The organism is Porphyromonas crevioricanis (assembly GCF_900167225.1).
Classification (GTDB): Bacteria; Bacteroidota; Bacteroidia; order Bacteroidales; family Porphyromonadaceae; genus Porphyromonas; species Porphyromonas crevioricanis.
Window position 1 is genome coordinate 98,687 of record NZ_FUXH01000002.1, and the last position, 25,669, is coordinate 124,355.

The 25,669-nt window shown below is 45.2% G+C and carries 21 protein-coding genes; 18 read left to right on the top strand and 3 right to left on the bottom strand.

The window, feature by feature from the left end:
- Positions 1-128: 128 nt before the first annotated feature.
- From B5D48_RS01580 to B5D48_RS01630, 11 genes are all read left to right on the top strand, one after another.
- The gene (locus B5D48_RS01580) at positions 129-1,442 is read left to right on the top strand and encodes a cobyrinic acid a,c-diamide synthase CobB (protein WP_042120378.1); all 1,314 of its coding nucleotides are present in this window, start codon (positions 129-131) and stop codon (positions 1,440-1,442) included.
- Positions 1,442-2,017, top strand: coding sequence for a cob(I)yrinic acid a,c-diamide adenosyltransferase (locus B5D48_RS01585; protein WP_023937962.1), 576 nt, complete (start codon positions 1,442-1,444; stop codon positions 2,015-2,017). The genes B5D48_RS01580 and B5D48_RS01585 overlap by 1 nt, the downstream gene beginning before the upstream one ends.
- 62 nt (positions 2,018-2,079) lie before the next feature.
- Positions 2,080-3,561: a cobyric acid synthase gene (locus B5D48_RS01590; protein WP_036887340.1), complete on the top strand. Its 1,482-nt coding sequence runs from the start codon at positions 2,080-2,082 to the stop codon at positions 3,559-3,561.
- On the top strand, positions 3,558-4,622 hold the full coding sequence (locus tag B5D48_RS01595) for an aminotransferase class I/II-fold pyridoxal phosphate-dependent enzyme (protein WP_023937965.1): 1,065 nt from the start codon (positions 3,558-3,560) through the stop codon (positions 4,620-4,622). Before B5D48_RS01590 ends, B5D48_RS01595 begins: the two co-directional genes overlap by 4 nt.
- 53 nt (positions 4,623-4,675) lie before the next feature.
- Positions 4,676-5,695, top strand: a complete 1,020-nt coding sequence (cbiB, locus tag B5D48_RS01600) for an adenosylcobinamide-phosphate synthase CbiB (RefSeq protein ID WP_042120387.1) — start codon at positions 4,676-4,678, stop codon at positions 5,693-5,695.
- A 140-nt stretch (positions 5,696-5,835) separates the two neighbouring features.
- A complete protein-coding gene (locus tag B5D48_RS01605; protein WP_023937968.1) occupies positions 5,836-7,503 on the top strand; it encodes an AMP-binding protein in 1,668 nt (555 codons plus the stop codon).
- 221 nt (positions 7,504-7,724) lie between these two features.
- Complete coding sequence (locus B5D48_RS01610; RefSeq protein ID WP_023937969.1) at positions 7,725-8,213, top strand: TlpA family protein disulfide reductase; 489 nt, start codon at positions 7,725-7,727, stop codon at positions 8,211-8,213.
- Between the two features lie 46 nt (positions 8,214-8,259).
- A complete protein-coding gene (locus B5D48_RS01615; protein ID WP_052512529.1) occupies positions 8,260-10,083 on the top strand; it encodes a DUF6029 family protein in 1,824 nt (607 codons plus the stop codon).
- A gap of 19 nt (positions 10,084-10,102) precedes the next feature.
- On the top strand, positions 10,103-10,948 hold the full coding sequence (locus B5D48_RS01620; protein ID WP_023937971.1) for an Omp28 family outer membrane lipoprotein: 846 nt from the start codon (positions 10,103-10,105) through the stop codon (positions 10,946-10,948).
- A gap of 24 nt (positions 10,949-10,972) precedes the next feature.
- Positions 10,973-11,746 (top strand): hypothetical protein, encoded by a 774-nt coding sequence (locus B5D48_RS01625; RefSeq protein ID WP_023937972.1) that lies wholly within the window; start codon positions 10,973-10,975, stop codon positions 11,744-11,746.
- Between the two features lie 390 nt (positions 11,747-12,136).
- On the top strand, positions 12,137-13,066 hold the full coding sequence (locus B5D48_RS01630) for a magnesium transporter CorA family protein (RefSeq protein WP_023939102.1): 930 nt from the start codon (positions 12,137-12,139) through the stop codon (positions 13,064-13,066).
- Between the two features lie 89 nt (positions 13,067-13,155).
- Here the strand turns inward: B5D48_RS01630 and B5D48_RS01635 are convergent, their stop codons facing one another.
- Positions 13,156-14,502, bottom strand: a complete 1,347-nt coding sequence (locus B5D48_RS01635) for an MATE family efflux transporter (protein ID WP_023939038.1) — start codon at positions 14,500-14,502, stop codon at positions 13,156-13,158.
- 304 nt (positions 14,503-14,806) lie between these two features.
- Between B5D48_RS01635 and B5D48_RS01640 the strand changes: the two genes are divergently transcribed.
- The 5 genes from B5D48_RS01640 to B5D48_RS01670 all read left to right on the top strand — a co-directional run bounded on the left by B5D48_RS01640 (position 14,807) and on the right by B5D48_RS01670 (position 22,154).
- Complete coding sequence (locus B5D48_RS01640) at positions 14,807-16,003, top strand: T9SS type A sorting domain-containing protein (RefSeq protein ID WP_023939037.1); 1,197 nt, start codon at positions 14,807-14,809, stop codon at positions 16,001-16,003.
- An 894-nt stretch (positions 16,004-16,897) separates the two neighbouring features.
- Entirely contained in the window at positions 16,898-17,239 is a 342-nt protein-coding gene (locus tag B5D48_RS01655) for a leucine-rich repeat domain-containing protein (RefSeq protein WP_143742785.1), read from the top strand.
- Positions 17,214-17,651: a T9SS type A sorting domain-containing protein gene (locus B5D48_RS01660; RefSeq protein WP_023938432.1), complete on the top strand. Its 438-nt coding sequence runs from the start codon at positions 17,214-17,216 to the stop codon at positions 17,649-17,651. Before B5D48_RS01655 ends, B5D48_RS01660 begins: the two co-directional genes overlap by 26 nt.
- Before the next feature lie 746 nt (positions 17,652-18,397).
- Positions 18,398-18,817, top strand: coding sequence for a hypothetical protein (locus B5D48_RS01665; RefSeq protein WP_143742786.1), 420 nt, complete (start codon positions 18,398-18,400; stop codon positions 18,815-18,817).
- A 181-nt stretch (positions 18,818-18,998) separates the two neighbouring features.
- Positions 18,999-22,154, top strand: coding sequence for an esterase/lipase family protein (locus tag B5D48_RS01670; protein ID WP_023938436.1), 3,156 nt, complete (start codon positions 18,999-19,001; stop codon positions 22,152-22,154).
- 108 nt (positions 22,155-22,262) lie between these two features.
- On the opposite strand, the gene B5D48_RS01675 is transcribed toward B5D48_RS01670, so the two are convergent.
- Both B5D48_RS01675 and gpmA read right to left on the bottom strand, forming a co-directional pair.
- Positions 22,263-22,907: a CoA transferase subunit A gene (locus tag B5D48_RS01675; protein WP_023938437.1), complete on the bottom strand. Its 645-nt coding sequence runs from the start codon at positions 22,905-22,907 to the stop codon at positions 22,263-22,265.
- Between the two features lie 101 nt (positions 22,908-23,008).
- The gene (gene gpmA, locus B5D48_RS01680; RefSeq protein ID WP_036887356.1) at positions 23,009-23,755 is read right to left on the bottom strand and encodes a 2,3-diphosphoglycerate-dependent phosphoglycerate mutase; all 747 of its coding nucleotides are present in this window, start codon (positions 23,753-23,755) and stop codon (positions 23,009-23,011) included.
- A gap of 397 nt (positions 23,756-24,152) precedes the next feature.
- Between gpmA and B5D48_RS01690 the strand changes: the two genes are divergently transcribed.
- A complete protein-coding gene (locus B5D48_RS01690; RefSeq protein ID WP_023938441.1) occupies positions 24,153-24,743 on the top strand; it encodes a V-type ATP synthase subunit E in 591 nt (196 codons plus the stop codon).
- 23 nt (positions 24,744-24,766) lie between these two features.
- Positions 24,767-25,666, top strand: coding sequence for a DUF2764 family protein (locus tag B5D48_RS01695; protein WP_023938443.1), 900 nt, complete (start codon positions 24,767-24,769; stop codon positions 25,664-25,666).
- Positions 25,667-25,669: the final 3 nt, after the last annotated feature.

A 25,669-nucleotide genomic window follows, 5' to 3' on the forward strand; every position in this document is an offset into this window, starting at 1 on the left:
AGGCTTTTGTCCGGTCTCTCCAGGAGAGGAAGGGGGTGTGGTATTGGTGCTACGTTTTGCTATGAAAGACGTGCCGATATCGCACTTTTTGTATGGCCATACTTGTGGCGGGAGAAAACAATGAATGCATGATGCGAGCTTTTTTGATAGGGGCTACTGCTTCTGGTAGTGGCAAGACGACTTTTACACTTGGAGTATTGAGAGCTCTTGAGCGTAGAGGGCAGATTGTGGCACCGTTTAAGTGTGGCCCGGACTATATAGACTCTCAGTTTCACAACAAAGCCGTCGGACGCAACTGCTCGGTCAATCTTGATCCTTTTTTTGAAACTCCGGCAGAACTTCGGCGCACTTTCTCTCATTATTCTTCCTCTGCCGATGTGTCCGTAATAGAAGGTGTGATGGGGCTGTATGATGGCTACCGAGCTGCCTGGGGCTCCTCTGCCGAAGTGGCGACAAGTCTCAATGTGCCGGTGGTACTGCTTGTCAATGCCAAGTCTTCGGCTTATTCGGTCGCACCCGTCTTGTATGGTTTTCGGCATTTCGTTTCTCCTGAGTTGGAGAAGGCTCCTCGCATTGCCGGTGTTGTCTTTAATAGGGTTGCCTCGGAGTCGCATTATCAGTACCTCCTCTCAGCCTGTCAGACGGTCGGTTTGCAGGCATTGGGCTACCTGCCCAAGATGGAGGAAGTTGCAGTCCCCGACAGACATTTAGGATTGGATACGACAGCTATAGACAGCTATGATGCACAGATAGAGCGTATCGCAGATGCTGTGGAAGCTCATGTCGATCTGGAGGCTCTACTGAATTTGTCCACTGTATTTCTACCCACAGAGAAGAGTGATTGGCCGGATTTTTCTGCAACATCATCTCTGCGTATTGGAGTGGCGCAAGATGAGGTCTTCAACTTTGTTTATCGGGCTAATCTTGATCAGTTGAGCCGTTTGGGCAAATTGACTTTCTTTAGCCCAATGAGGGATTCGGCCTTGCCCGATGCCGATTTGCTATATTTCCCCGGAGGATACCCTGAGTTTTACCTTCATGAGCTTTCATCTAACCGGCAAATGTTGGCAGCCGTACGCTCTTATGCCGAAAAAGGAGGACGCATACTGGCCGAGTGCGGAGGGATGATGTATCTCTCCGATTCTGTTAGAGGAATGGACGGGCTGACTTATCCCATGGTTGGATTGTTCAAGCAAGAAGCTACCATGGAGGGGATGAAACTTCAGCTTGGCTACCGACAGTTTGAATATGCCGGTCGCAAATGGCGTGGGCATGAGTTTCATTACAGCCGTGTCTTGTCTCCTTTGCCCAGTCTTGTGCAGATGCAGACGGCAAGAGGAGGCGATGTGGCTACAGCTTTGTGGCGTCGAGACAACGTGATTGCATCTTACGTTCATCTCTATTGGGGAAACAGGTCGGACATCCTGAGCCTATTCGACTAATGGCTAAGATATACACTCGCACGGGCGATAGAGGCCAAACCGGTACACATGGCGGAGGTAGAGTCGGAAAAGACGATATTCGTATTCATGCTGTCGGGGAGTTGGACGAGCTTAATTGCTACATAGGCAAACTCCGAGCTTCCCTTGATGCCAGAGATGACAGACAGCCTCTGCTACATCGTATCCAGCGAGATCTGATGGTCTTTATGAGCCATGCAGCAACTCCGTCTGCTATCCGGGAGAGCAATCCTAATCCTCTACCGACAGACTCGACTCTTTACTGCGAGGCTTACATAGACCAGCGACTTGCCGGTTTGCAAGACAATGGATACTTCTTGCTTCCAGGAGGCTCCCCCATTGCGGCCGACTGTCATATCTGTCGAGCTGTAGCTCGACGTGCTGAGCGCAGTCTGTGGAGCCTGCATAGGCAAGATCCTTTGCCCGAGGAGTTACTGTGTTATATCAATCGGCTTAGTGATTTGTTTTTCGTTATGGCACGAGACGAACTCTCTCGTTTGGACCTGACAGAGGAGCGTTGGCAAGCCTTTAGTTATAAACGAAAGAGCAAACATTGACTCTCGCTATTCCTTGTTTCTCTTTAGTTCTATCCTTATCCATCTTACAATATCTATATACCATGAGATCTATCATGTTGGCCGGTACGGGCAGTGATGTGGGCAAAAGTATTTTGGCCACAGGGCTGTGTCGCATCCTTAGGCAAGACGGCTATCGCCCAGCTCCTTTCAAGGCTCAAAATATGGCACTCAACTCTTATGCCACACCGGAGGGGCTTGAGATTGGTCGGGCACAAGCAGTGCAAGCCGAGGCTTGTGGTATTGATTGCCACGTGGATATGAATCCTCTTTTACTCAAACCCAATTCGGATCATAGTTCTCAGGTTGTGCTATTGGGTAAACCTGTAGGCAATAAGAATGCCTATGAGTATTTCCGTCGCCAGGGGCGAGATGAGCTGCGTGAGGTTGTTCATCAAGCCTACGACCGATTGGCGGCTCGCTATGAGCCGATCGTACTCGAAGGAGCGGGCAGTATCGCCGAATTGAACCTTCGGGATACTGATTTGGTGAATATGTCCATGGCTTGCTATGCCGATGCAGCCGTGCTCTTGGTGGCCGATATAGATCGTGGAGGGGTCTTTGCTTCCGTTTACGGATCGATAGCCCTTTTGCCGGAAGAGGAGAGGCGATTGATCCGAGCAATTATCATCAATAAGTTCCGTGGAGATCGAGCTTTGTTCGACGAAGGAAAGAAGATTTTGGAGGATCTCACCGGAGTGCCGGTTTTAGGTTTGGTGCCTTATTTTCATGATATACATATTGAGGAAGAGGACTCTGTTTCGCTTGAAAAAAAACACCGACAGGCTGCTGAGGGGAAAATAAATGTAGCTGTCATACACCTCTCCCATATATCCAACTTTACCGATTTCGATTCTCTGGAGCGAGACCCACGAGTACATCTGTTTTATACTAACAACCCATCCGAAATACAACAGGCTGATATTGTGATTTTGCCAGGGAGCAAAAGCACGCTCTCCGACCTCTCCGATATTCGCAACAACGGAGTGGCCGAGGCTATTGTGAGGGCACACAAACGTGGATCCACTGTGTTGGGGATTTGCGGCGGTTATCAGATGATGGGTATGGAAGTAGCCGATCCGCTCTGTATAGAAGGAGGCGCGTCTCAGATCCCAGGTTTGGGATTGTTGCCTATCCGCACCGAAATGGAACAGGAGAAGACTACCCGACAGGTTACTTTTGAGCTGCAGGCTCCGCTCTGTGGCAAGGGCGCTGCCTATGAGATTCATCAGGGACGGAGCTTGCCTGTTGCTTCGGCTGTCCATTCGCCCTTGTGTCGTCTGGCTGATGGAAGCTATGATGGCTATGTGGCAAATCCGCGTTGTATGGGGACCTATCTGCATGGCATATTGGACAATGCCGATTTTGTAGAAATCCTGTTGCAGCCCTTTGCTTCTCGTGAGAAAACCCATGCAGTGGATTACGCGAGCTACAAGAATGAGCAGTACGATAAATTGGCCACTGCTTTGCGCTCATATCTCGATATGGATCTTTTTTACCGAATACTTAATCGGCAAGACCTATGATAGTCGGACACGGAGACGATCTATATCGTTACTGCGGTCGGATAAGAGCGAATTTTAGCAGTAATATCTATGCCCCGACCGATAATACAGCTCTCAAGGCGCATTTGTCTGAGTATATATCGCTCATAGATGCCTATCCGGAGCCACAGCCTTTTTCTCTGGAGTCTAGTTTGGCTCGGAGGCTCGGTGTGGGAGTGACGAATGTGATGGTTTGTGCTGGAGCAACCGATGCCATTTACACCATAGCCCATCATCTCCAACCGCAGTCGGTAGCTATTGTACTGGAGCCTACTTTTAGTGAATATGCAGATGCTCTCTCTGCGGTGGGGATTGATCCGCTACATGCCTTCGACTTGTCTGCTGCTATCGAAATGGCAGATTGGGTAAGGGGGCAAAGGCAATCGGACTGCTCTATTTGGCTTTGTAACCCGAATAACCCAAACGGAAGGGTTTGGGATTTGAGAGATTTGTCTGCTTGGGTTACTCGTCGGCCCGATATTCTTTTTGTGGTCGATCAGTCTTACGATAGTTTCACGCTTTGTCCAACGCTTATGCCTTCGGCGGTTCTTGAGCGAGACAATTTGTTGATTCTTCGCTCCATGACCAAACAATACAAGTTGCCGGGACTTCGCTTGGGATATGTCTGTGCATCGGAGAATAAGATTGAGCTTCTGCGGCAGGGACGAATGCCTTGGGCTGTCAATGCACTGGCCATTGAGGCGGGACTGTTTTTGAGTGAAAAGCCATCGCAAGAGGACTCCTTTGATTTGGAAAAACTGCTGCAATCGGCCACCTGGTTGCGATCTATGTTGCTCGATTTAGGACTGGAAATCGAACCGACAGACACGCATTTCATGCTCTGCCGTTTGCCGGATCATTTGAGACTCGATTCGAAGCAGTTCAAGCAACTTTTGGTAGAAGATTATGGCTTATTGGTGCGCGATGCTTCCAATTTTTATGGATTGAGTAACAGGCATATCCGCATAGCTGCCCAATCCGAATCGGACAATGAGAGCCTTGTGCGAGCTATTTCCGAGATTGTTTCATCTTTCAAATCCTGAGCTAAGTGGGGCGTTTTTTTGTTTTCTGGATCTATGTCTCTTTGCCCATTATCATGCCTCTTGTGTTGGGTTGGCGTATGGATCGGATATTGGGGGATCCTCCTTCCATGCCACATCTGATTGTCGGATATGGCAAGCTTATAGCTCGTTATGAAAAACAGTTGAACAAGCCGGATCTCTCTCCCGCCACTTTGAGACGGAGAGGACGTTTGATGGGATTAGGATTGACGCTGGGTAGCTTCTTGGTTGCTTTTGTCCTACTTGGATTCCTCTATTTTCTTTTCCCTTTGCTACCGGTGCTCCTGTCTGTTCCTCTCATTTTTTATTGCTTGGCAGGTACTACCCTGGCAGAGGAGGTAAAGCAGGTCTTCGCGGCAGTGGAGGTTTCATTAGACGCAGGCCGTGTGCAGGTGAGCCGTATTGTGGGTAGAGATACCAGCAAGCTATCGGCGCAAGAGATACGTATTGCAGCCTTGGAAACACAGGCCGAGAATCTCAATGATGGAGTGATAGCCCCGATTTTTTACTACTTCGTCGGAAGTGTATTCGGGATTTTCTTGGGTTGTTTTCTCGATTTGTCTCCATTGGTGGCCGTCGTTCCAGCCACGGCTCTTATGCTATGCTACAAAATGGTCAATACGCTCGACTCGATGGTGGGCTATCGTAGTGAACGCTACCTGCATTTCGGTCGATTCTCAGCTATTCAGGATGATGTATGGGGTTGGATCCCGGCACGTCTCACGGCTTTTCTCTTGCTTTTGGTCGATGGTAAACTGAGCCTTTTGCCCTTTGTACGACGCTATGGCTCGGCTCACCTGAGTCCTAATAGTGGCTATCCGGAGGCTGCTATGGCAGCTCTGCTTAATTGCCGTTTTGGTGGGCCTCATGATTATTTTGGCAAGGAGGTCTATAAACCCTACATAGGAGAGACTGAGCGCAGAGTGAGAATGGCCGATGCTCGTCGAGCGATCCGCCTGAGTTTTCGGGCAGAAAGTTTGCTGATTATTTTGCTTAGTCTGGTAGAGCTGCTGATAGGGCTCTATTGTGTCTTTTGCTATTTTTCTTTTCTCTGAGATAGAGGCTTATAGGGCAATTTGTCCCTTTGCCTCCTTTGCTGTCCTCTATTTCGTCTCTGCTTGTTTTTGGTCTTGTACAGGATAAAAGCTGTACTTTTGCACATATGCAACCATAATGTGCAATATTAGAAGTATATATGATAGAACAAAATCTAATCGCTTTATTTGCTAAGAGTTTTGCCGAGCATTGGGATCTCCCTGCCTTAACCAACTATATCGAAAAGAACACTTATAGCTATGGGGAGTTGGCCGATCGGATTGCCTATTATCACCTATTATTTGAAGAATTGGGATTGGAGCCCCAGGATCATATCGCTCTCATGGGAAAAGACACTGCCGAATGGGGTATTGTCTTTCTGTCTGTGATTACTTACGGAGCAGTCGTTGTTCCTATCTTACAGGATTTCAACCCTACGGATGCAGCTGGTATCATTACGCATTCCGATGCCAAGCTTATATTCGTCAATCGGGCCATTTGGGAAACTCTGCCTGATAGTCAACTTCCCGAGCATTTGATTGCAGCTCTGGAGATTCAGACCGGAGAGGTAGTTGCTGACCGTACACCGGAGGCTCGCTTGCAAGGTTTGGAGGGGCGTTGTGCTGGTCGCAAGGCCTCGCTTTATCCGCAAGGCTATCGTCGAGAAGATATTGCCTATCCGGAGGTGCCGAATGATCGACTTATGGTGCTCAACTATACCTCCGGAACAACCGGCTTTAGTAAAGGTGTAATGTTGAGTGGCAACAATTTGGCCGGTAATGTGACCTATGCCGCAACTCTCGATTTGATGTATTGTGGGGATCGGGAATTGTGTTTCCTTCCCTTGGCACATGCCTATAGTTGTGCATTCAATTTGTTGACCCCCATGGTGGTTGGTGCACATGTATTTCTGTTGGGTAAAATACCTTCCCCGAGGGTGGTAACACAGGCTTTCCAGGATGTTCGTCCGAATTTGATCATTACCGTTCCATTGATATTGGAGAAGATTTATCGAGAGATCATCATTCCTCGACTCAAGCAGCCGGCCTTGAAGGCCTTGCTCAGGTTGCCTTTTGTCAAGGCGATTGTCCGCCGGTCTATTCGTCGCAAGATGACCCATGGCATGGGTGGTAACTTCTGTGAAGTCATTGTGGGAGGGGCAGCTCTCAACCCCGAAGTGGAGTCTTTCCTCAAACGCATCGGCTTCCCTTTCACTGTTGGGTATGGCATGACGGAGTGTGGCCCTTTGATATGCTACGAAAATCATAAGCATTGGGCCTTACACTCTTGTGGAAAACCTCTGAAAAAGATAATGCAAGTACGTATCGATAGAGGTGAAAATCCGGAAGCAGAGGTCGGAGAGATACAGGTGCGTGGAGAAAATGTTTGTCTGGGTTACTACAAACGAGAGGCAGAGACCCAAGCTCTTTTCACCGAGGACGGATGGATGCATACCGGAGATTTGGGTACAATGGACGAGCAGGATAATGTATATATCAAAGGCCGTTCCAAGACGATGATACTCGGTGCCAATGGACAAAATATCTATCCTGAGGAGATAGAGTCGAAGATCAATTTACTGCCCTATGTGTTGGAAAGTCTGGTGGTAGAGCGTAATGGCCGTCTGGTGGCGTTGGTAGTTCCTAATGTGGAGCATATTCGCAGAGACGGGATAAGCAGAGAAGAAGCTACCCGACTGATAGAACAATCACGCAAGCAACTCAACGAAGAAGTAGGTAGCTATGAGAAGATTACCAAATTCGAGTTGCGAGAAGAGACCTTTGTCAAAACTCCCAAACAGAGTATCAAACGATTTATGTACCAGTGAACTGATTCAGAGGTCCGAGACCGGATAATAACCCCGGATTGTAGGTTGCTCAGATGCTCTCTTCTGTGTCACATCGTTCATTACTATGGAAGTATTTTGTACCTTTGAGCGTATATTCGAGCCGAATGGTTTCTGATAGTACTCTTATGAGAGTCTTGGGCTTCAATATGACGGTTGAATAATGAATATGATGTCAAACATATAAATGACAAAGAAGTAACATGAAAAAGATTGTATTCCTGCTCGTAGCTTTGGCTTTCGCTGCAACAGCTTTTGCCCAACTCCCTTCTGTAGAATTGAAGGATATAGATGGCAAGACCGTGAACACCTCTCAGCTTAGCAATGACGGTAAGCCCATGATTATTAGTTTCTTCGCCACTTGGTGTAAGCCTTGCTTGCGCGAATTGAAGGCAATACATGAAGTTTATCCTGATTGGCAGGATGAGACAGGAGTCAAGCTCGTTGCCGTATCTATCGATGATGGGCAGAATGCACAGCGAGTGAAACCTCTTGTGTCCGGTAATGGTTGGGAATACGAAGTACTACTCGATACCAATGGGGACTTCAAGCGTGCCATGAATGTAAATCAAGTGCCTCATGTATTCATTGTAGATGGAGAAGGGAAAGTGATCTACAACCATAGTGGATATACAGATGGCTCCGAACAGCACCTCATTGAAGTAGTACGTGAGCATATCGCAAAAAAATAATAAATAATAAGGAATACAGACGCACAACACCATGCAAGTATCGGTGATGAAAAGATCTTTATTATTGACTCTCGGTCTTTCGGCAGCTACTTTGGCTTATGCAGATTCTACAGAGGGTTTGCAGCCGGCCGGAGATAATGTCTCTGTCGAGAAGAATGCCTCTTCTGCCATTCAGGCACAGGGAACAAAGAAGTTCGGTTGGCAGCCATTGAAAGCGACTTTTAATGTGCAGTCGGATATGTTGCTCTCTACGGAGGAAAAGACAAAAAGACAATGGTTTGGCAATAGCTATGTGACAGCTATTCTGCAAAATAATTTTCTTGAAGCACGTGTTCGCTTCGAGGAGCTTTCTCGCCCTTTGCCCGGCAACGAAGCTAATCAGGGACGTGGAATCCCCTACATAGGACTTACCGGGCGATATGGCTCTCTCGTCGATCTGAGTGTAGGTGACTTCTATGAGCAGTTTGGAAGCGGAATCATGCTCCGCTCGTATGAAGAGCGCAATCTGGGGATAGACAACTCCATTCGTGGTGCAAGGGTAACGACGCGTCCGATAGAAGGCGTATCTATCAAAGCTCTGGCAGGGCAGCAGCGTAATTACTTCGATCGGACGATGAAGTTCTTCAGCAGTGACCGTGGTTATCTCTCTGCCTTCGATCTGGAGTTGGGTTTGGATAAATGGATTAAACCCATGCAGGAGAGTGGTACTTACCTGAGTCTTGCCGGGAGCTTTGTTTCCAAACATGAGAAAAGCGAAGTGATCCCTGTGACAGAGGGTGAGAAGAAAATGCAGCTCAACCTGCCGGAGAATGTTCCGGCTTGGGGTACGCGTCTTTCTCTGCAAAGAGGGGGAATGTCTATTTATGGCGAATATGCTTATAAATACAACGACCCTACAGCTGATAACAAGTTTATCTATCGCGATGGATCGGTGGCTATGCTGTCCGCTTCGTACTCTCGCTCTGGTATGAGTGCTTTGTTGCAGGCCAAGAGGAGTGAGAATTTCAATTATCTCTCCAAACGTACTGTGCTCGGTTTGCCTTTGCATATCAACTACCTCCCCCCTTTCTCTCAACAGCAGACCTATACGCTTGCAGCTCTTTACCCCTATGCCACACAGCCTGGCGGAGAATGGGCTTTTCAGGGAGAGTTGAGATACACTTTCAAGCGTAAGACTTTGCTGGGTGGTAAGTATGGTACCCAAATCCGTCTCAATGCTTCACATATTCGTGGTATCAAGCAGGATTGGCAAGACAGGAACGGCAAGCGGATTAATCTAAAGCCCGGTGATGAAGGCTTTGAAGAAGCTATCATAGGAGGCAATGGTTACTCTACTACTTTCTTCGGCACAGGGGACTTGTATTTCCAGGATATCAATTTTGAGATTTCTAAGAAGTTGAGCCCTTCGTACAGTTTCACTCTTACCTACATCAATCAGAGGTACAACAAAGATGTGATTGTAGGGCATAAGGATGATTACGACAAGGAGAATATTGCCAAAGGTGTTGCTCACCCCGGTATGTATCATACCAATGTGTTTATTTATGATGGCAAGCATAAGCTCAGCAATAAGTTGCAGCTTCGTACCGAGTTGCAGTATCTGACTACTAAGCAAGGTGAAGGGGATTGGATCTTTGCTTTGGCTGAGTTGTCTATCCAGCCGGGCCTGATGTTTACGATCAGTGACCAGTACAATGCAGGACTGACCAAGGAGCATTACTACATGGCTTCGGTAGCCTATGCTAAGGGAGCGCATCGCATACAACTCTCGGGAGGACGTACCAGAGAGGGTATCAACTGTAGTGGTGGTGTGTGCCGTCTGATGCCTGCAACACAGGGTGTGTATATATCTTACAACGGAAGCTTCTAATCACAAGTAAAGATCTCTTATGATGATATTCAATAAATTGACCGCAGCTTTGCTTTTAGCAGGAAGTTTCGCTTTCGTTGCTTGCGATAGGATAGAGGAGGGCAATAGGTTGAAGCCCATGAACGACCCCGAACCGGAGAACCCCACGCAAAGTCAGCATACTGTATTGCTTGAGGATTATACCGGACAGGAATGTTCCAATTGCCCAGTCTTTGCCAGTAGGTTGCATAAGGCTCTTGAAGGTGATCTCAAATCCCATGCTGGCAGGGTTGTGACCGTGGCTATACACAGCCATTTATTGCCTCACAAGGGTTCCGATTTCCCCACTGCAGATGGAGAGGCCTATGCTCGTTGGTTGGGTCTGGATGCAGTGCCTAAGGCTGTTATAGACAGAACAGGTGAGAATGGCCTTGTGTCTGCAACCGGCGACATTACCGAAACGATCGAACGTCTGAAAAAAGCTCTTGCTCAACCGGCCCAAATGGACCTTTTTGCCAAAGCCTCTTTCAATGCCGATAGGACAGCAGTGTCTGTGTCTGTAGTGGCAGTGGGAGCCAAGAAGGAAGATGCAAAGCAGTATAATGTACAGTTGTGGCTTCTGGAGAATGATATCAAGGCTTTCCAGGAATACCCTGGAGGAAAGCACAAGGAGGATCACGAGCATGACCATGTGCTGCGTGCAGCTCTAAATGGGACCTGGGGAGAGCCAATTCAGCTTGGTGGTAAGTATCTTCATACGTCGAATTTACCCCAAACGGTGCTTGAGACAGCGAAGCAAAACCCCGACAATCTTCGTGTGGTAGCTTTTGTCTATGATGCTCAAACCAAGTCGGTAATCGAAACAATAGAAGTAGGAATTAAATAAGAAAACGATAGCAAATAGAGAAAAATGAAGAAATTACTATTTATTGCTGTAGCCCTTTGGGGCACGATCTCTGGCCTTTCTGCTCAGAAAGTTGCCATTATGCACAATGGAGGAAAAGACGAGCTTCCCGAAGGAGGAACCATCACAGCATATTACGAGACGAAAGAGGGCATTACAAGTGCGGATATTCATTTTTATTTGAATCCGGATGCTGCTGCCATAGGTAAGGAATACAAGGTTACTCTTTCCAAGGTAGACCACAAAGGAGATGCCAATTGGGGAATCTCTTTGTTATGTATGGGAGAAAGCTGTCAAAAGGTAAATGCCTATGGAGATGTCCATGCAGACGGCCGTCGGATTAAGTTGGAGAAGTACGAAGAGGGAGAGTTTGGTTATCCCAATGAGGTGCATCCTACTTATGAGTTCAAAGAAGCTTTGGCTGATACGAGGGATGATTTCAAGGTCAAGATTGATGTCACACCAGTAGCGGGAGGTTCTCCAATCACTTTTTATGCGCTCCTCAGACACATTAGTAAACAGAGTACGAATGTGATAGAGTTTGCCAAGGTGGCATTGCTCAATGAAGCTGATGGACTCTGTACTTTGCAGTATACTTCCGAAGGCCGCAATCTGGAGTTGGAGGTCTTCAATATCTTGGGCAACTTGCAGTATAAGGGAATGTTGCCTGCCGGGGTATCGGCTTATCGCTTGCCAGTAAGGCTGTCTCAGGGGATTAGCATTTTCCGTATCTCTCACAACGGAAAACCTGTCTTTACGCAGAAGTTCAGGATAAAATAAGAGGCTTTCTGAGCTTTGATAGATTCTCCCTGGTTTTATGAGGGGAGAAAACAAGGGAGATGCGCTTCGCATTGCGAAGCGCATCTCTTTTTTTGTTTTATGAAGAATAAAGTTGGGCACAAAGAGTTACCTTTGCAACGATAATCGAGATTTCAAACCCAAATAAAACAAACCAGTATGGAAGATCCCTTACCGCCATCCGAGCAGAAAGGCAAGCCCCGATCGTGTAGTTGCGATATGGGGGAGGGGATGCCGAACTGGATCGATCTTGTCAGATCCTTTTGATCAGGTTTCTGATCGACAGTCATCTCCTCTTGCTATCACTCCGATGTCGTAGTCTTGTGAGTGAATGAGAAGAATCTTATGTATTTAAGCTAAGGAGATGATCTAATGAAGAGATATATCTACCCTTTTGAGGGATTTTGTGAAAAGTCTTCCATAGAGTCCGGCTGCTGGGTATCGCTGGAAAGCCCCGGGACGGCCGAACTTAGTTCTTTGGTGACCGACTTGGGTGTGCCAGAGACTTTTATCAGTGACATAGCCGATACAGATGAGCGTCCTCGCACCGAAGAGGAGGATGGTTGGCTACTCACGATCTTGCGTATACCGATAGAGATTATCCACGATGAGGACGTCACCTATTCTACTGTTCCTTTGGGTGTGATCACCTCAGAGACACAGAATATCATTGTATCTATATGCTATTTCGAGACACGCATTTTACCTGATTTTATTGGCTATTCTCGCCGCAAAAATATTTCAGTAGATACGCAGGCTAATTTCTTGCTGAGACTGCTGCATAGCTCGGCTGTGTGGTTTTTGAAATACCTCAAACAGGTAAATGTAGAGGTTACACGATCCGAAAGCGCACTTGAGCAGAGTATCAGTAATGAAGACCTTTTGCAATTGATGAAACTGCAAAAGAGCCTTGTGTACTTTAATACCTCAATTAGGGGAAATGAAGCCCTGATTGGTAAACTGCGTACTATCTATAGGTCCGAGATAGATGATGACCTCAATGAGGATGTTATGATAGAGATGCGGCAAGCCTACAACATGGTGAACATATACAGCGACATTCTTACAGGCACGATGGATGCTTTTGCGAGTATCATATCGAATAATGTGAATACGATCATGAAACGTATGACCAGTATTTCTATGTTGCTCATGATCCCTACTCTTATTGCCAGCTTGTATGGTATGAACGTAGAATTGCCTGCTGCCGAGAAGTCGTATGCATTTTTGCTTGTCTTAGCCGTTTCTATCTTCTTGTCTGTGGTTGTCTTCTGGATATTCAGACGACTTAAATGGCTCTGAACTTGGGAGGAGCAGACTTGTTGTGAGGGATAGGATTTCCCCCCCCCCCCCCCCTTTTTTTTAGTGAGAGGCTTTCGATAAGGAAGCCTCTATTCTTTTATTTCAGACCATTTCTTCTCCTGCCATTTACCTGAGATAACAAAGAGATAGCTGGATAGGCCTATGAGTACATAGTAGACGATCTCTACTGTGTAGCAGATATGTACGGGAGCTTGCAGGCCATAGGTCATTGCAGCAGAATAGCCCACATAGAATACAATAGTGGCAGCCTCGATTATAAGAGCCATTTTACTGGCTCCAGTAGCCGATACGGCAGAGAAGTACATGTTGCCGACCGAACAGATACAGAGAGCTATGCAGATTACATAGAGAGCCGGCTTGGCAGCTTCTATGAGAGATGTTTCATCCGTGAATATGTGCAGCACAGCCGAAGGGGCAATAACTGTGATCAGGCAGGCTATGAGCATTGTCCCCAAAGAGAGAAAGGCAACTTGTCTGAGGTATTGTGGTATTTGAGCTGTCAGACCGGCTCCTATCTTGGTGCTGACTGTTGTACTTACTGCTGTACTATATGCACTGATAGATATATATAGGAATATATAGATGCTACGAATAATGGATGCGATAGCCAGAGGTCTTTCTCCCAGCTGTTCTATCATGAAGAAGAACAAAGTCCAAGAAGAGAGGCTAAGCAAAGACTGTAGCATAATATAGACGGATAGGTTGAGAGTCTTTTGCATCAACCTCCAATCGAATTGCTGGAGCAACTTTTTTCTTAAGCCATAGAGCTTAAAGTCTACTACTATGTGAGTATAAATGAGGTAGAAAATCAGAGAGGATACTTCGGCCAAGACTGAGGCTATTGCAGCTCCTTCCAATCCCATTTGTGGTAATCCCAGTTTCCCGAAGATAAGACCGTAATCGAGAACTATGTTGACCACAGCCATTACAACTGCATTGTAGGTAAGCACTTTGGTTTGGGCTATTCCTACAAAAAAGGAGCGAAAAACAATCCCAACAAATGCGAAGAGAAATCCCCATATTCGCCAGTCCCAATAGGCTGTGGCTGCTGTGGCAACTCGCTGTGATGAAAGTACACTGTGGAAGAACGTTTCTCCTCCAATCAATCCTGTGCCAATAGCCAGAGTGGCGGCTATTAACAGCATCAGTAGGCTGTGCCAGAGGATATTGCCTATGGCACTGTAAGAGCCGGCTCCATATCGCCGGGCTACAATGATTTGTGTGCCTATCCCCAGCCCGAAACCTAGAGTGAAGATGCAGAAGTAAGCCATGGTAGCCATCGTAACTCCGCCGAGAGCCACTTCTCCCAAACGCCCGACAAAAGCAGTGTCGGTAATACCTATGATATTCTGTGCCATCAGAGACACGAATACGGGGGCGACAATGTGTAGGATTTGGCGTTTTTCAGATTGCATAAATCTGTAGACTACAAGGCTAAACAAAGGTAATAAATCTTGATCTTGAACAGGAAGAACGATTGTTAGTAGTTTGTTTGTTACTCTTTTGTTGCAGATCTTGTGTTTTTTATCTTAGCGAGCGTCAAGATTTTTCCTGAATAAACTCTAAATGGAAAAATCATCACTCTGTATCTGTGTATATACCTATAAAGGCCTACTTCTGCCCCCTTATTACCCCCTCTTTCAGGTATTTTGCTGAGACCGGCTTACTCTTAGGTTTGCAGGCAGTTTCTAAAACAAAGTCAGTAAAACAAATTACTCTATGAAAAAATTACTTATTACTCTCATTTCCCTTCTTTTGTTTTGTTCTTCTTTTTCTGCTTTGGCTCAGACTATGGCCCACAACGATTTTACATCTGAGGGATATAGGTATAGGTTGAAGTCTTATTCTGTTTTTGGTCAAAAGACTGAATACAGTTACGATCAAGAGGGGCGTCTGATAGAGAAACGTACGACATCGGAATCGGAAGAAGGAGAAACGAGATTGGAAACAATCGTTAAGTTCTTCTATGATGAGAAGGGTTACTTATCCAAGATTGATACTTATGGACGTCCGCGTATCTCTACCGGAGAATTTGATCTTGTGAGTGGAAGAGAACTGTTTATGCGAGATGAGAAAGGCTATTTGACCAAGTATGAGCGATACGGTCTTCTGGGGGAACATATAGATGATGAAGAGCTAACGAAAGTGGCGGGATGTGAAGTTTTCTACAATGAAGATATGCTTCCGGTAATGGGGGATGTCTATTATTTGGATCAAAGGGCAAACCAATGGCTCCTCTATCGTAAGTGTCAAATTTCTTACAATGATGATAAGAAGATTGTTTTAGTTTCTCAGAGAGCCCCAGAAGAAGGAGGTGGAGAAATTTTTCGTGAAGAGTTTGCCTATGATAATCAGAAGAGGCTCATCTCTTTGATTTTTTCTGATGAAGCCAGTGGAGGCGCTAATGGCAGGTTGGAATTTGCTTATGAGTACGATGAGGTCGGGAATTTGGTGAAGGCAGGCCGTGACAATTTTCCTTTTGTGTACGGGTATAACAATGAGTTCCCTCTGGAGGAAACTTTTATACCGACTTGTAAAACTATAGCGAATTCTATATGTGAAGAGTTTCGAAATAGTGTAGCTTTCAGGTCTTTCCCCATGGGGCTTATTGGAAGTGGCTCTAAGTTTGCCCCGATTTCTGAAAATGAAGAACAGATTGTATATGAGGCTACTCCTCCGACTTCTATTTTACAGATAAAAAAAGATGTTCACTTGCGGGCTCATGTAGAAGGAGCAATGCTTATTCTTAATTCGGATTTGGAATTGACTGGAAGCCGAATGAATATATATAGTATGGCTGGCGTTCTCGTGAAAAGTGTGTTGTTGTCGAATGACAATGCTGTCGAAATCGAAAACTTGGAGCCAGGTTGCTATATCTTGTCTTGTCAGGGTGTAAGTTGTAAGTTTTCTTTCTAAATCAAATGGACGAAAAGAGTAGTTGTCAGGTCTTTCTAAAATAGGGCAGAAGCTCTGTTCGGCGTTTTCCCAGATCCATTCTCACTCTTCTTGGAGAGTGGGAGTGGATCTGTTTTTATCTGTATTGAAACAACGGAACGATATGCTCACGTCACCCTGAAGAAACTCTTCGATGAGTTCGAGCGATTTCTCTCTTTCAGTGAAGAATTGCCGTGCAAAGGTCTCATTAGGTGGAGGGGCGAAATATCACAGCCTTGTCGGAGGGAAGCGATACTACCTCCTTGAGTGAAGGAACTTGGAGATCAGGGGCAAGGTTCGGAGTCTCGATTGTAGTGAGATGTACATTACCTCTCTGGATGTGAGTGGAAACCCCGAATTGGTGAATCTGATTTGCTATGAAAATGCCAATCTCAAGACCATAACGATGGGGGATGTTTTCAAATATTGGTGTCCGATAAAACTTTTCGAAAGCATAAAAGGTATAGTTAAGCCCATAAATCAGCTCCTTTGGAGTCTTTTTTGTTTCTGTAAGCCCCTTTTTTCTTGCACAGAGTCGGCTGTCCGATAAAAAGCCCCTCAAAATTCATTGACGAGAACCTGTTTTGGTATTCTCTTACCTCTTGTGCTGGCAAGAGCATGAGATTGTTTCCCAAAAGCTCTCCTAAGAGATTGACTATTCGGCTGTCCGATTAAATAGAACGCCAATATACTTTGATGAAAAGGAGAAATTCTCTTAGAAAGAGAATAGTTGGTTATTTCTTAGAATAGCAACCGGTAAAAAGAGAATGATAAGTCTCGAAAAACTTTTATCGGACACCAATAGTTTTCAAACTCAAAATCCTGCAGACTACCAACAGTTCGGTTGGTGCTATCAACATATCTCAAGCTGTGAGTTTGGAGAAGTTGTATTGCAACAATAGTAAGGTGTCGGCACTGGATCTGACTAAATACCCCCGCTTGACAGAGCTGAATTGCTCAGGTAATAAATGGTTTCGCTTAGATGTAAGTCAATGCCGTGAACTCACAAAGCTGTTTGCTGCGGGTTGTAACCTGACTAAAGTAGACCTTAGTAAGAACAAAAAACTGAGAGAGGAGGTGCAGCTGCATGTCAATTGTCTCAAAGCTCTGCAATTCTCGGCTACTGATCTTCATACACTCACCCTTTTCGACAATGAGATAGAAGGGAAGGCGATGACGGCTGTAATGCAGCTTGCCCGTATTCACAGTCAAGGATGACCCCTCTATTCCCAATCGAGCTGGATTTATCGTATTTAATACGGAGAATGAGCCGGAGCCCGATAAGAATAAGTGTTTGGATACGGATGTCCGTATTGCCAGAGAAAAGAATTGGACAGTTTTCTCTACTGATGCCGAAGGAGAAGTCCTGATTTACGAGGGTATTTCGACGCTCTCTACACAGGCCGCCTTGTCCCGGAGTTTTTTCGTTTACCCCAATCCTGCTGTGGATGAGATTTTTGTCCGCAATGTAGAAGAAGGGAGGGAGATCCTGATATTCGATACAGTCGGGGCTTGTGTTCTTCGTGCCCAATCGACCGGAGATATCACTCGTATTGCTGTTGAACAACTTGCTCCCGGTTCCTATTTCGTGTGTGTGGATGGGAAAGTGGAAACTCTTTGGATGAAATAAATCGACTATCATGTAGCTCTATTTTCGTCCATTTGAGACCTTTTTTGCCCCTCTCGAAATGTCTATGAATAGGACGTTCTGGAAGGGGCAAAAATATCTCCTGAGGGAATTTTTGCTAACACAGGAGTTAGCGATTGCTCCCTCAGGAGATATTTTTTGTTCTCCCCCCAGAGAATAGTTTTGCATTACATATCAAGACCTTTTTTCTTTACAGAAGGCTCTTCAACTTTTTATTGACCAGAGTTTCCGGAGTCGATCCTTTTTTTTGAATCCTCCCTGTAGAAGTCTTAGCCTTTATGGTGATAATTTGTGTTTTCAGATGGGATGGATTGTTTATTTGCAAATAAAACATAACTTTGCTGCGGATTGATAGTGAGAGTTTTAATTTTATCTCTTTGTTATAGCTTCCTTGAGTACTGATGTGGGGAGGTTTTTGTTCGGAGTGCTCTCTCGCTTTATTGTTCTTTTGTCGTAGTATGAAAAAGCCATTTGTTGTTGCTCTGTTTTGTTTTCTCTTGCTGGGGTTATGCTTGACCAGTTGTGATTTTTTTTAACAACCGGAGGAACCACCGGCTTTGGAAAAGATGCCACCGGTCTCTCAGTCCGGCAAAAATATTGTTGCTTTTGAGATAGAGGGGTTCGATAAGCCTTTTTATGTCAATAAATGGGGGCAATTTTGGGGTTTCCCTATCCCACGAGAAGCTTCTGTGGTGCTGAACTACAGGGAGAAGGATGATAGTTACTACTTGGATATTTTTTCTTCCAAGATGGGAGGAGATGGTCCTATGAATTCTTTTTATTTTCAATTCTTTTTTCATAAAGAAGAACCCCTTTTTGTTATAGATAAAAGTGGCTTGTCTCTGGATTTTTTGGAAAAAAGTGTTGTCTCGTACTATTTTTCGCGTGGTGGAGGAGAGATTTTTGTTGACAAGTTGGATCTGGATGTTCCAGCTATAGCCGGAAGATTTGAAATATCAGTTGAGCCTGCAACAACTATAGTTATCCCACCAAAGAGACTTGTTGTAGACTCTGTTGTTCCTCCTGGTTCTTTCAGAGTTGATCAGGAGGAACCCAAGCCTCTTGTATTAAAAGGCTTTTTTGACCTCAAAGCCCCCATATTGCAATTTAACAGACATGAGTATAAACAGGAAAATGAACAGAAATGAAACACATTAGTTGGCTTAGAATCGTAGCCTTAGTATGCCTATGCTTTTCCCTGACAGATTTGTCCGGTCAAACCTCCGATTTGTCAGAGGTAAGGCGGAGCATTGATCACATTTTTCCAGGGTAAACAAAGAGGATATTTCAACAGGGATTCTACGGGATTATGCGATAGAAGGTATCCCTTTGGAACAGTATGATGGCTGTCTGAGAGATAGTAATTATTCTGATTTTAGTGCTCAAATACTGATGCTTACCTCCTTGTTTTCGGGAGCTGTTGATGAGAGAGACACAGAAGTTGTAGCCCTTGACTCCTTTATGGAAAAATGTGAGAAAGCAAGAGCCTCTGATTTTTCTATTCTTCTGTACAAATACAATTACATTGCGGAAGATGCACTGCAAAGAGGGTTGGTAAGGGCTGAAAATGGACAGGCTGTCGTCCATGGAGATCCGGAAGATGTGTACAAAGAGGCTCATATCTTCTCTGTGGCACCCAAGACCATTGTCTGGAAGACGAGAGAAGTTGAATTTCGGATGAATCCTGAATTGCTTTTCTCGGACGATTCGGATATTCGAGCAATCTATGTTGCTTTTGAGGATGGAGATTCTTTTTCGAGGATTTATCCCTTCCGGAAGATCAAGCATTGCTACAATGAAGATGGAGTCAAGAGAGTCCGTTTCAAAGTTGTGCTTGACAGCGGGAAGGAGCTGTTGAGTCAAACGAAAATATTGGTTGATAGTTCTTCGGATCTGTTCTTGAAGAGTGGTGCAAGAAGTGTCGACACAATTCCTATCCCTGCCACTGATGAGCATAGTGGAGGGCAGTTGACAATCCTCTACACCGGTTCTCGTAAGATTCTCAGACGGCCACTAATAATTGCTGAGGGGTATGAATTGACAAAATTGTCCCCAAATCTCGGTGTAAAACTGGATGATTTTTCTGGAATACTCACAGGTCAGGTTGCAACTCAAAATGAGCTTCTATCTCAATTTGATTTGGTCTATTTGGATTACAATGATGGGGCAGATGATATCTGGAGAAATGCGAACCTAATGAAGGATGCTATACGTTGGGTGAACAGGCACAAAGGCTCAACTCCCAATGTCGTTATGGGGTACAGTATGGGAGGTTTGGTTGCTGCAATAGCTCTTCGGCAAATGGAGATTGCAGGGGAAGATCATCAGGCTTCTAAATACATTTCCATGGATTCTCCCCACCAAGGAGCAAATGTACCATATGGAGCTTTGTGTTTCATTGAAGATCTCTTAAACATGAAGCTGAGAAAAAACTTGGAGAGATTGTTGAAAAACAGTCGTAAAACAAAGAAGTCGGAAAAATTTACAAGCAATATGTCTCTGGATGTAATTAAAGAGATTCTTACAACCGGAGCTACCCCACAGTTGATTGCTCAAAATGTTGATCCTCAGGCACAACGCATACATGAAGAATTTATGCGTAAATACCATGAATTAGGACTCCCTCAGAAAACTGAGAATGTGGCATTCTCGAATGGAGATATGTCTGGGAAAAAGTTGCTTTTCCCCGGAGATGACATGTTTGTGGTAAAAGCCTCATTAAGACCAGGATTCGGATATTTCGTTCAGACTATTTTACGGTTTATCATTTCTATAAGAGCTGATGACAGTCTGGTTAGTACTCTTTTGAATCTCATTCCGGGAGTTAGCTGGGTTAGTGCTAATTTGAACATCCGGGCAGTGGGAAAAAAGAAAACTTGGCCACGGTACCCTGTGTATTCATTCAAAATCGCATTTCATCGGTTGCATCTTTTTGTCTTTCCCACTGTAAAGTATTTTCACAATACAACTCGCTATTCTCCAGAGTCGTGTTTGGCTCTGGATGGAGCTCCTGGTAGCTTTTTCCCTCTCTCCAAGGACAATTTAGAACAAGAAATATCAGATGGACAGGGTTGTCTATACCATTTCTTCCTGCTTAAGTATGGAATGAAATCTCATTTGAAGCAAGACAAGTTTTCCTTTATTCCTCGAAATAGCGCCTTATATTTAGATGATTGGGGAAGTGATTTGGAAGAAGAATTGAATACCAATGAGCTACTGTGGAAGAAAAGAACACCCTTTGATAGGATATATGGCTCTTCTACCTCTCGAAGTCATATGGAGCTGTCTTCTCATGGTGAGGCTTTGAAGTTGGAATTGGAAGGAAAAACCTCTTATACCCCTACAGTTAATGGCCCTTCAGCTGTTAAAGAATATGTTGGAGATCCTTATACCTATAGCATTTCTTCTCCTTTGCCTGATTTTAATTATCAGTTCTTTGTTTCTCCAGGTTTTGAAGAACTCTCTCGTACAGAGCATTCTATCACACTCAGGTATGTAGGGGCTCGTCCGAGTCCTACTTGTCTCAGGTATTTTCATGTCTATGTGGGAGCTCGAGCCTATATCAATACTCCGAATGGAAAGGAATATGTTGGAAAAACAGGTTTTAAAGGTTCTTATGTGGGAACTCCTGATCCAATGCATATCACAGCAAAGCAACTGAAAATGAATTTTAAGCTTAGTGATAGCAATACGAAAGAATTCTTTTTGCCGGCTATTCTTCTTACTTGGAGAGGAGGGGGTGATGTATGGGATGCTGAATGGAGATGCGATGAAACAAATGAGAATTACAACACTCGGAATTACATCAGAGAATATGCAAAAAAACAGGAATTAGATTCAGATTCTCTTGATAACAGCATGGCTCTAATAGGTGCATACGAAGAGGACGCTGAATCTCATCTTTACAAGGCAAAGCCCGGTGCAGGAGTTTTTGCCACAAATGGTCTTGTTGATGAAGAACTGCCAATTGGTCCTTTCCCACCCAAGCCTTACCCTCCTTTGCCTCCTCCTATCCCTCCCTATACCCCAGAGGAAGGTCCTAAGGAAGAAGAGATGGGGACTTCATATACAGTTCCTGATTCATACTACGTTTTCGTTCCCTCTTTCATTTCAAGACTCAAAGGGAAGGCAACTCTTCAGGTTCGACTCTCAAATGAATTAGGGACTGGGGACTGGTCTTCAAAGTTTGAATATCGTCAGTATGATGGAAACGAGGAAAATACTCAACAAGAATCGGATGTACTCTTGGTTCCCTCCGTTGTCGTAGATGGGAAAGGAACGATCATGTCTAACAATGATTCTCCTTTGGTAGAAGAAGGGGCTAAGTTGTACATGGAGATTTGGACAGACCAGGGAGAAAAGGTTCGCTCTTGGTATGTCAAAACCGGAGAAACTGTAGACTTATCTTTCTTACCTTCCGGAAAATATTTTGCTCGATTTGTTTCCAGAGGAAGAGCTTTTATCCAACATTTTATGAAAGAATAAGTGAGCATTTTGTTTACAACAAAGAGAGGGGGATATGCCAATTCAGGCACATCCCCCTCTCTTTGTTGACTAAATAGCTCCTTTCTCAGAGAGGAGCTGACGAATATATTATTGCAATATGTAGTCTACGAATATGCCACTGGTATGCACTGCATGTGGCTCTATGTCGCCCTCGGGTACGAGTTTCTCAATTTCAGCCACTACGCAATCCGCAGCCATGGCCATGAGAGGCTGGAAATTCTGAGTCGTGCCTAAGTATACCAAGTTCCCGAACTCGTCGCCTATACTTCCCTTGATGAAAGCAAAATCAGCACGTAAAGGCTTCTCCAGTAGGTATTCAACACCATCTACACTCACTTTTTGCTTACCTTCCTCGATCACAGTACCGATGCCTGTTTGAGTGAGCACCCCACCCAAACCTGCGCCTCCGGCACGTACACGCTCGGCCAAAGTTCCTTGCGGACTGAATTCGACTTCCAGCTCTCCAGCATTCATTTGTTCTCCGGTGAGTTTATTGGTCCCGATGTGGCTGGCGATTACTTTTTTTACCTGCTTAGAGGCCACCAAACGACCAAGCCCTTTGTCGGGGAAGGAAGTGTCATTGGCGATTATGGTAAGATCCTTTACGCCACTTTTAACCAACTCGTCAATGATGCGCTCGGGAGTCCCATTGGCAAGAAAACCGCCGACCATGATAGTCATACCGTCTCTAAACTTTGCCGCCAAGTCTGCGGCGCTGATAGCTTTCTTCATAGGTCTTGTTTATTTGTTTTTTGAAGTTACACTGCACACCCACACCGGCTCGAAGGGTATTCGGGCCGGTTGTGGCACAAAGTTATACCAAATAAACGGTCTCAAACACCTTTGGCTTGATTGGCTACGGCTTCCATCAAGGCTTTTATTTTATCGGGATCTCCGAGAAAGTAATCCCGGCAGAGATTGAGATCATCGTCAAACTCAAAAACGTAAGGGATAGCCGTGGGCAGATTAAGAGAGATAATGTCTTGATCCGAGATGCCTTTCAGCTCCTTGATGATAGCTCTGAGGCTGTTGCCATGTGCTGTAACCAAGATGTCCTTGGAGCGAGCCAGAGAGGGTAAAATGGTATTGGTCCAGTAGGGTAGTATACGTTCTATGGTATCTTTGAGTGATTCGGTAAGGGGGAGTAAAGCTTTGTCTACTGTTGCATAGCGTTTGTCTTGCAGAGGAGAGCGTTCATCGTCCGCTTCCAATGCTTGAGGAGGAACATCGAAGCTCCGTCTCCAAACTAAAACCTGCTCATCTCCATACTTGGCTGCTGTCTCAGCTTTGTTGAGCCCTTGCAACATCCCGTAATGTTTCTCGTTAAGCCGCCAATCTTTCTCCACCGGTATCCAATCCAAATCCATGACATCCAATACATTATTGAGCGTTTTGACAGCTCTTTTAAGGTAAGATGTAAAGGCCTTGTCGAAGAAGAAACCATTTGCCTTGAGTTGGCGACCGGCCTCTAAGGCTTCTTCCACACCTTTTTCGGTAAGATCTACATCCGTCCAACCGGTGAACCGGTTTTGTCTGTTCCATTCACTTTCTCCGTGGCGGAGCAACACGAGTCTTTTCATTTCCTGAATTTGCTTGTTTTTGTTTGTACTATTCTCTGCATTGCGAAGGTACAAAATGAGACGCAGTGTTGCCTATTGTCACAGTATGGAGTTGCTGTTCTTTTGCAGGTGTCTCCGAGGGTTATTGCCGGGCAAAACAGGATCAGGTGTTTTGTTTTGTGAAGAGAGGGTGACAAAATGTCGGTGGCAAGGCTTACAGAATGGCAGTTTTTTTGCTTTTGAGCTTGAACTCCTTTCTTCGCTTATCTGTGTGGTTTAAATGTCGAAAAATGAGGGCGATAATTAGCTTCCAAAGGGCTATTCAGGCTTTCAAAAACCTTTGCCATAGACTTATTTTTTTTATCTTTGCGACCATTATAGCAATGCGACTTAAATACTACCAAACAACATATTTATGATGGACTCCAAAATCCAGGAACTGACCGATAAGATTTATCGTGAAGGTGTAGAAAAAGGCAATAGTGAAGCCGCAAAAATTGTTTCTGAGGCAGAAGCCAAGCGCGCTGAACTGATAAAGCAAGCTAAAGCAGAGGCAGAGCAGATCGTGAGCGATGCCAAGAAAAAAGCTGCCGACTTGGAAAAAAATACCCAATCTGAGCTTAAACTGTACGCAGATCAGATGCGCGAATCGCTCAAGAGCGCAATCGCTGACCAGTTGACAGGTAAGATTGTAAGCTCCAATGTAAAGGCGGCTACTGCCGATCCGGATTTTGTACGTCAATTGATCCTCACACTGGCAAAAAACTGGCAGGCAGGAGAGCAGATTGTAATCGGCACCGCTGATGCCGAAGGACTGATCAACTACTTTGCAGCCAACGCCAAAGACTTGTTGGATAAGCAAGTGAAAATAGAAGAAGTAGCAGGTAAACCAGCTGACTTTACCATTTCTCCGGCTAACGGAGCCTACAAGGTGATGTTTGGCGAGGAACAATTCATCAATCTCTTCAAGAGCTTCCTCCGTCCGAAGCTGGTGGAAATGCTATTCTAAATCGGCAAGGTTCCACATAAGCTATGGCTAAGTATTATGCTACTGCGGCCGGCCTGCCTAATATCGCTGTGGAGGATCGCAAGATCCCCTTTAGTACCAGCGAATATATAGCCGAGCTGCGCAGTGTGCTCACTCGAAAAGATGAGCAATTGCTTGATTTACTCCTGTGGGAGCGGGAGAATCGCTATCTGCTCCATTATTTGCAAGCAGGAGAGTCCGAGGCAGAGACCGAATCCGGCCCATCGCTGTTTACGTACGAAGAGATAGGGCGCATTATCGAAGCACATCAGAGCGATGAATGGGGAGTTCGTATTCCTCGATTCAAGCATCTGCCCCCATACTACTACACATTTATAGAGGAGCACCTGCAACAGCAGGAGGGCGAGAAAGAAATCTCTACTACGACCGGTATTGCAGGTGAAGACCGTTTGGCTGCCTTGTATTTTGCCCATGCTTTGGGCTGTGGAAACGATTTTCTGGAAAAATGGTTTGAGTTGAATCTCAATATGCGCAACATTCTGGCTGCTCATACAGCTAGGCGTTTGGGTTGGAATCCTGCTAAGTATGTGGTGGGAGACAATGCCGTGACAGAGAAGCTCCGCACAGAGAAGGCCAGAGATTTTGGCCTGACTGACGAGCTGGAGTATTTGCCAGAGATCATGCGTATAGCTGAGGAGGGAGATATTACCAAGCGTGAGAGAATGATAGATCTTTTCAAATGGAATTGGCTTGAGGAACAGTGTTTCCGTAATGTGTTCGATATAGAACGCCTCCTTTGCTACTATTTGCAGCTATCTATCATAGAGCGATGGGTAAGTCTGGATGAGACCACCGGCGAAGAGACTTTCCGCCGGATTGTCAGCTCTCTGAAAACTCAGAGTTCGGAATCGCTCGAGGAATTCAAACGAAATCAAAAGAAATAAATC

Excerpts from the sequence above, each read along its gene's own strand:
- B5D48_RS01580 (WP_042120378.1), top strand. The coding sequence starts at position 129 with ATGATGCGAGCTTTTTTGATAGGGGCTACTGCTTCTGGTAGTGGCAAG.
- B5D48_RS01585 (WP_023937962.1), top strand. The coding sequence starts at position 1,442 with ATGGCTAAGATATACACTCGCACGGGCGATAGAGGCCAAACCGGTACA.
- B5D48_RS01590 (WP_036887340.1), top strand. The coding sequence starts at position 2,080 with ATGAGATCTATCATGTTGGCCGGTACGGGCAGTGATGTGGGCAAAAGT.
- B5D48_RS01595 (WP_023937965.1), top strand. The coding sequence starts at position 3,558 with ATGATAGTCGGACACGGAGACGATCTATATCGTTACTGCGGTCGGATA.
- cbiB (WP_042120387.1), top strand. The coding sequence starts at position 4,676 with ATGCCTCTTGTGTTGGGTTGGCGTATGGATCGGATATTGGGGGATCCT.
- B5D48_RS01605 (WP_023937968.1), top strand. The coding sequence starts at position 5,836 with ATGATAGAACAAAATCTAATCGCTTTATTTGCTAAGAGTTTTGCCGAG.
- B5D48_RS01610 (WP_023937969.1), top strand. The coding sequence starts at position 7,725 with ATGAAAAAGATTGTATTCCTGCTCGTAGCTTTGGCTTTCGCTGCAACA.
- B5D48_RS01615 (WP_052512529.1), top strand. The coding sequence starts at position 8,260 with ATGAAAAGATCTTTATTATTGACTCTCGGTCTTTCGGCAGCTACTTTG.
- B5D48_RS01620 (WP_023937971.1), top strand. The coding sequence starts at position 10,103 with ATGATGATATTCAATAAATTGACCGCAGCTTTGCTTTTAGCAGGAAGT.
- B5D48_RS01625 (WP_023937972.1), top strand. The coding sequence starts at position 10,973 with ATGAAGAAATTACTATTTATTGCTGTAGCCCTTTGGGGCACGATCTCT.
- B5D48_RS01630 (WP_023939102.1), top strand. The coding sequence starts at position 12,137 with ATGAAGAGATATATCTACCCTTTTGAGGGATTTTGTGAAAAGTCTTCC.
- B5D48_RS01635 (WP_023939038.1), bottom strand. The coding sequence starts at position 14,502 with ATGCAATCTGAAAAACGCCAAATCCTACACATTGTCGCCCCCGTATTC.
- B5D48_RS01640 (WP_023939037.1), top strand. The coding sequence starts at position 14,807 with ATGAAAAAATTACTTATTACTCTCATTTCCCTTCTTTTGTTTTGTTCT.
- B5D48_RS01675 (WP_023938437.1), bottom strand. The coding sequence starts at position 22,907 with ATGAAGAAAGCTATCAGCGCCGCAGACTTGGCGGCAAAGTTTAGAGAC.
- gpmA (WP_036887356.1), bottom strand. The coding sequence starts at position 23,755 with ATGAAAAGACTCGTGTTGCTCCGCCACGGAGAAAGTGAATGGAACAGA.
- B5D48_RS01690 (WP_023938441.1), top strand. The coding sequence starts at position 24,153 with ATGGACTCCAAAATCCAGGAACTGACCGATAAGATTTATCGTGAAGGT.
- B5D48_RS01695 (WP_023938443.1), top strand. The coding sequence starts at position 24,767 with ATGGCTAAGTATTATGCTACTGCGGCCGGCCTGCCTAATATCGCTGTG.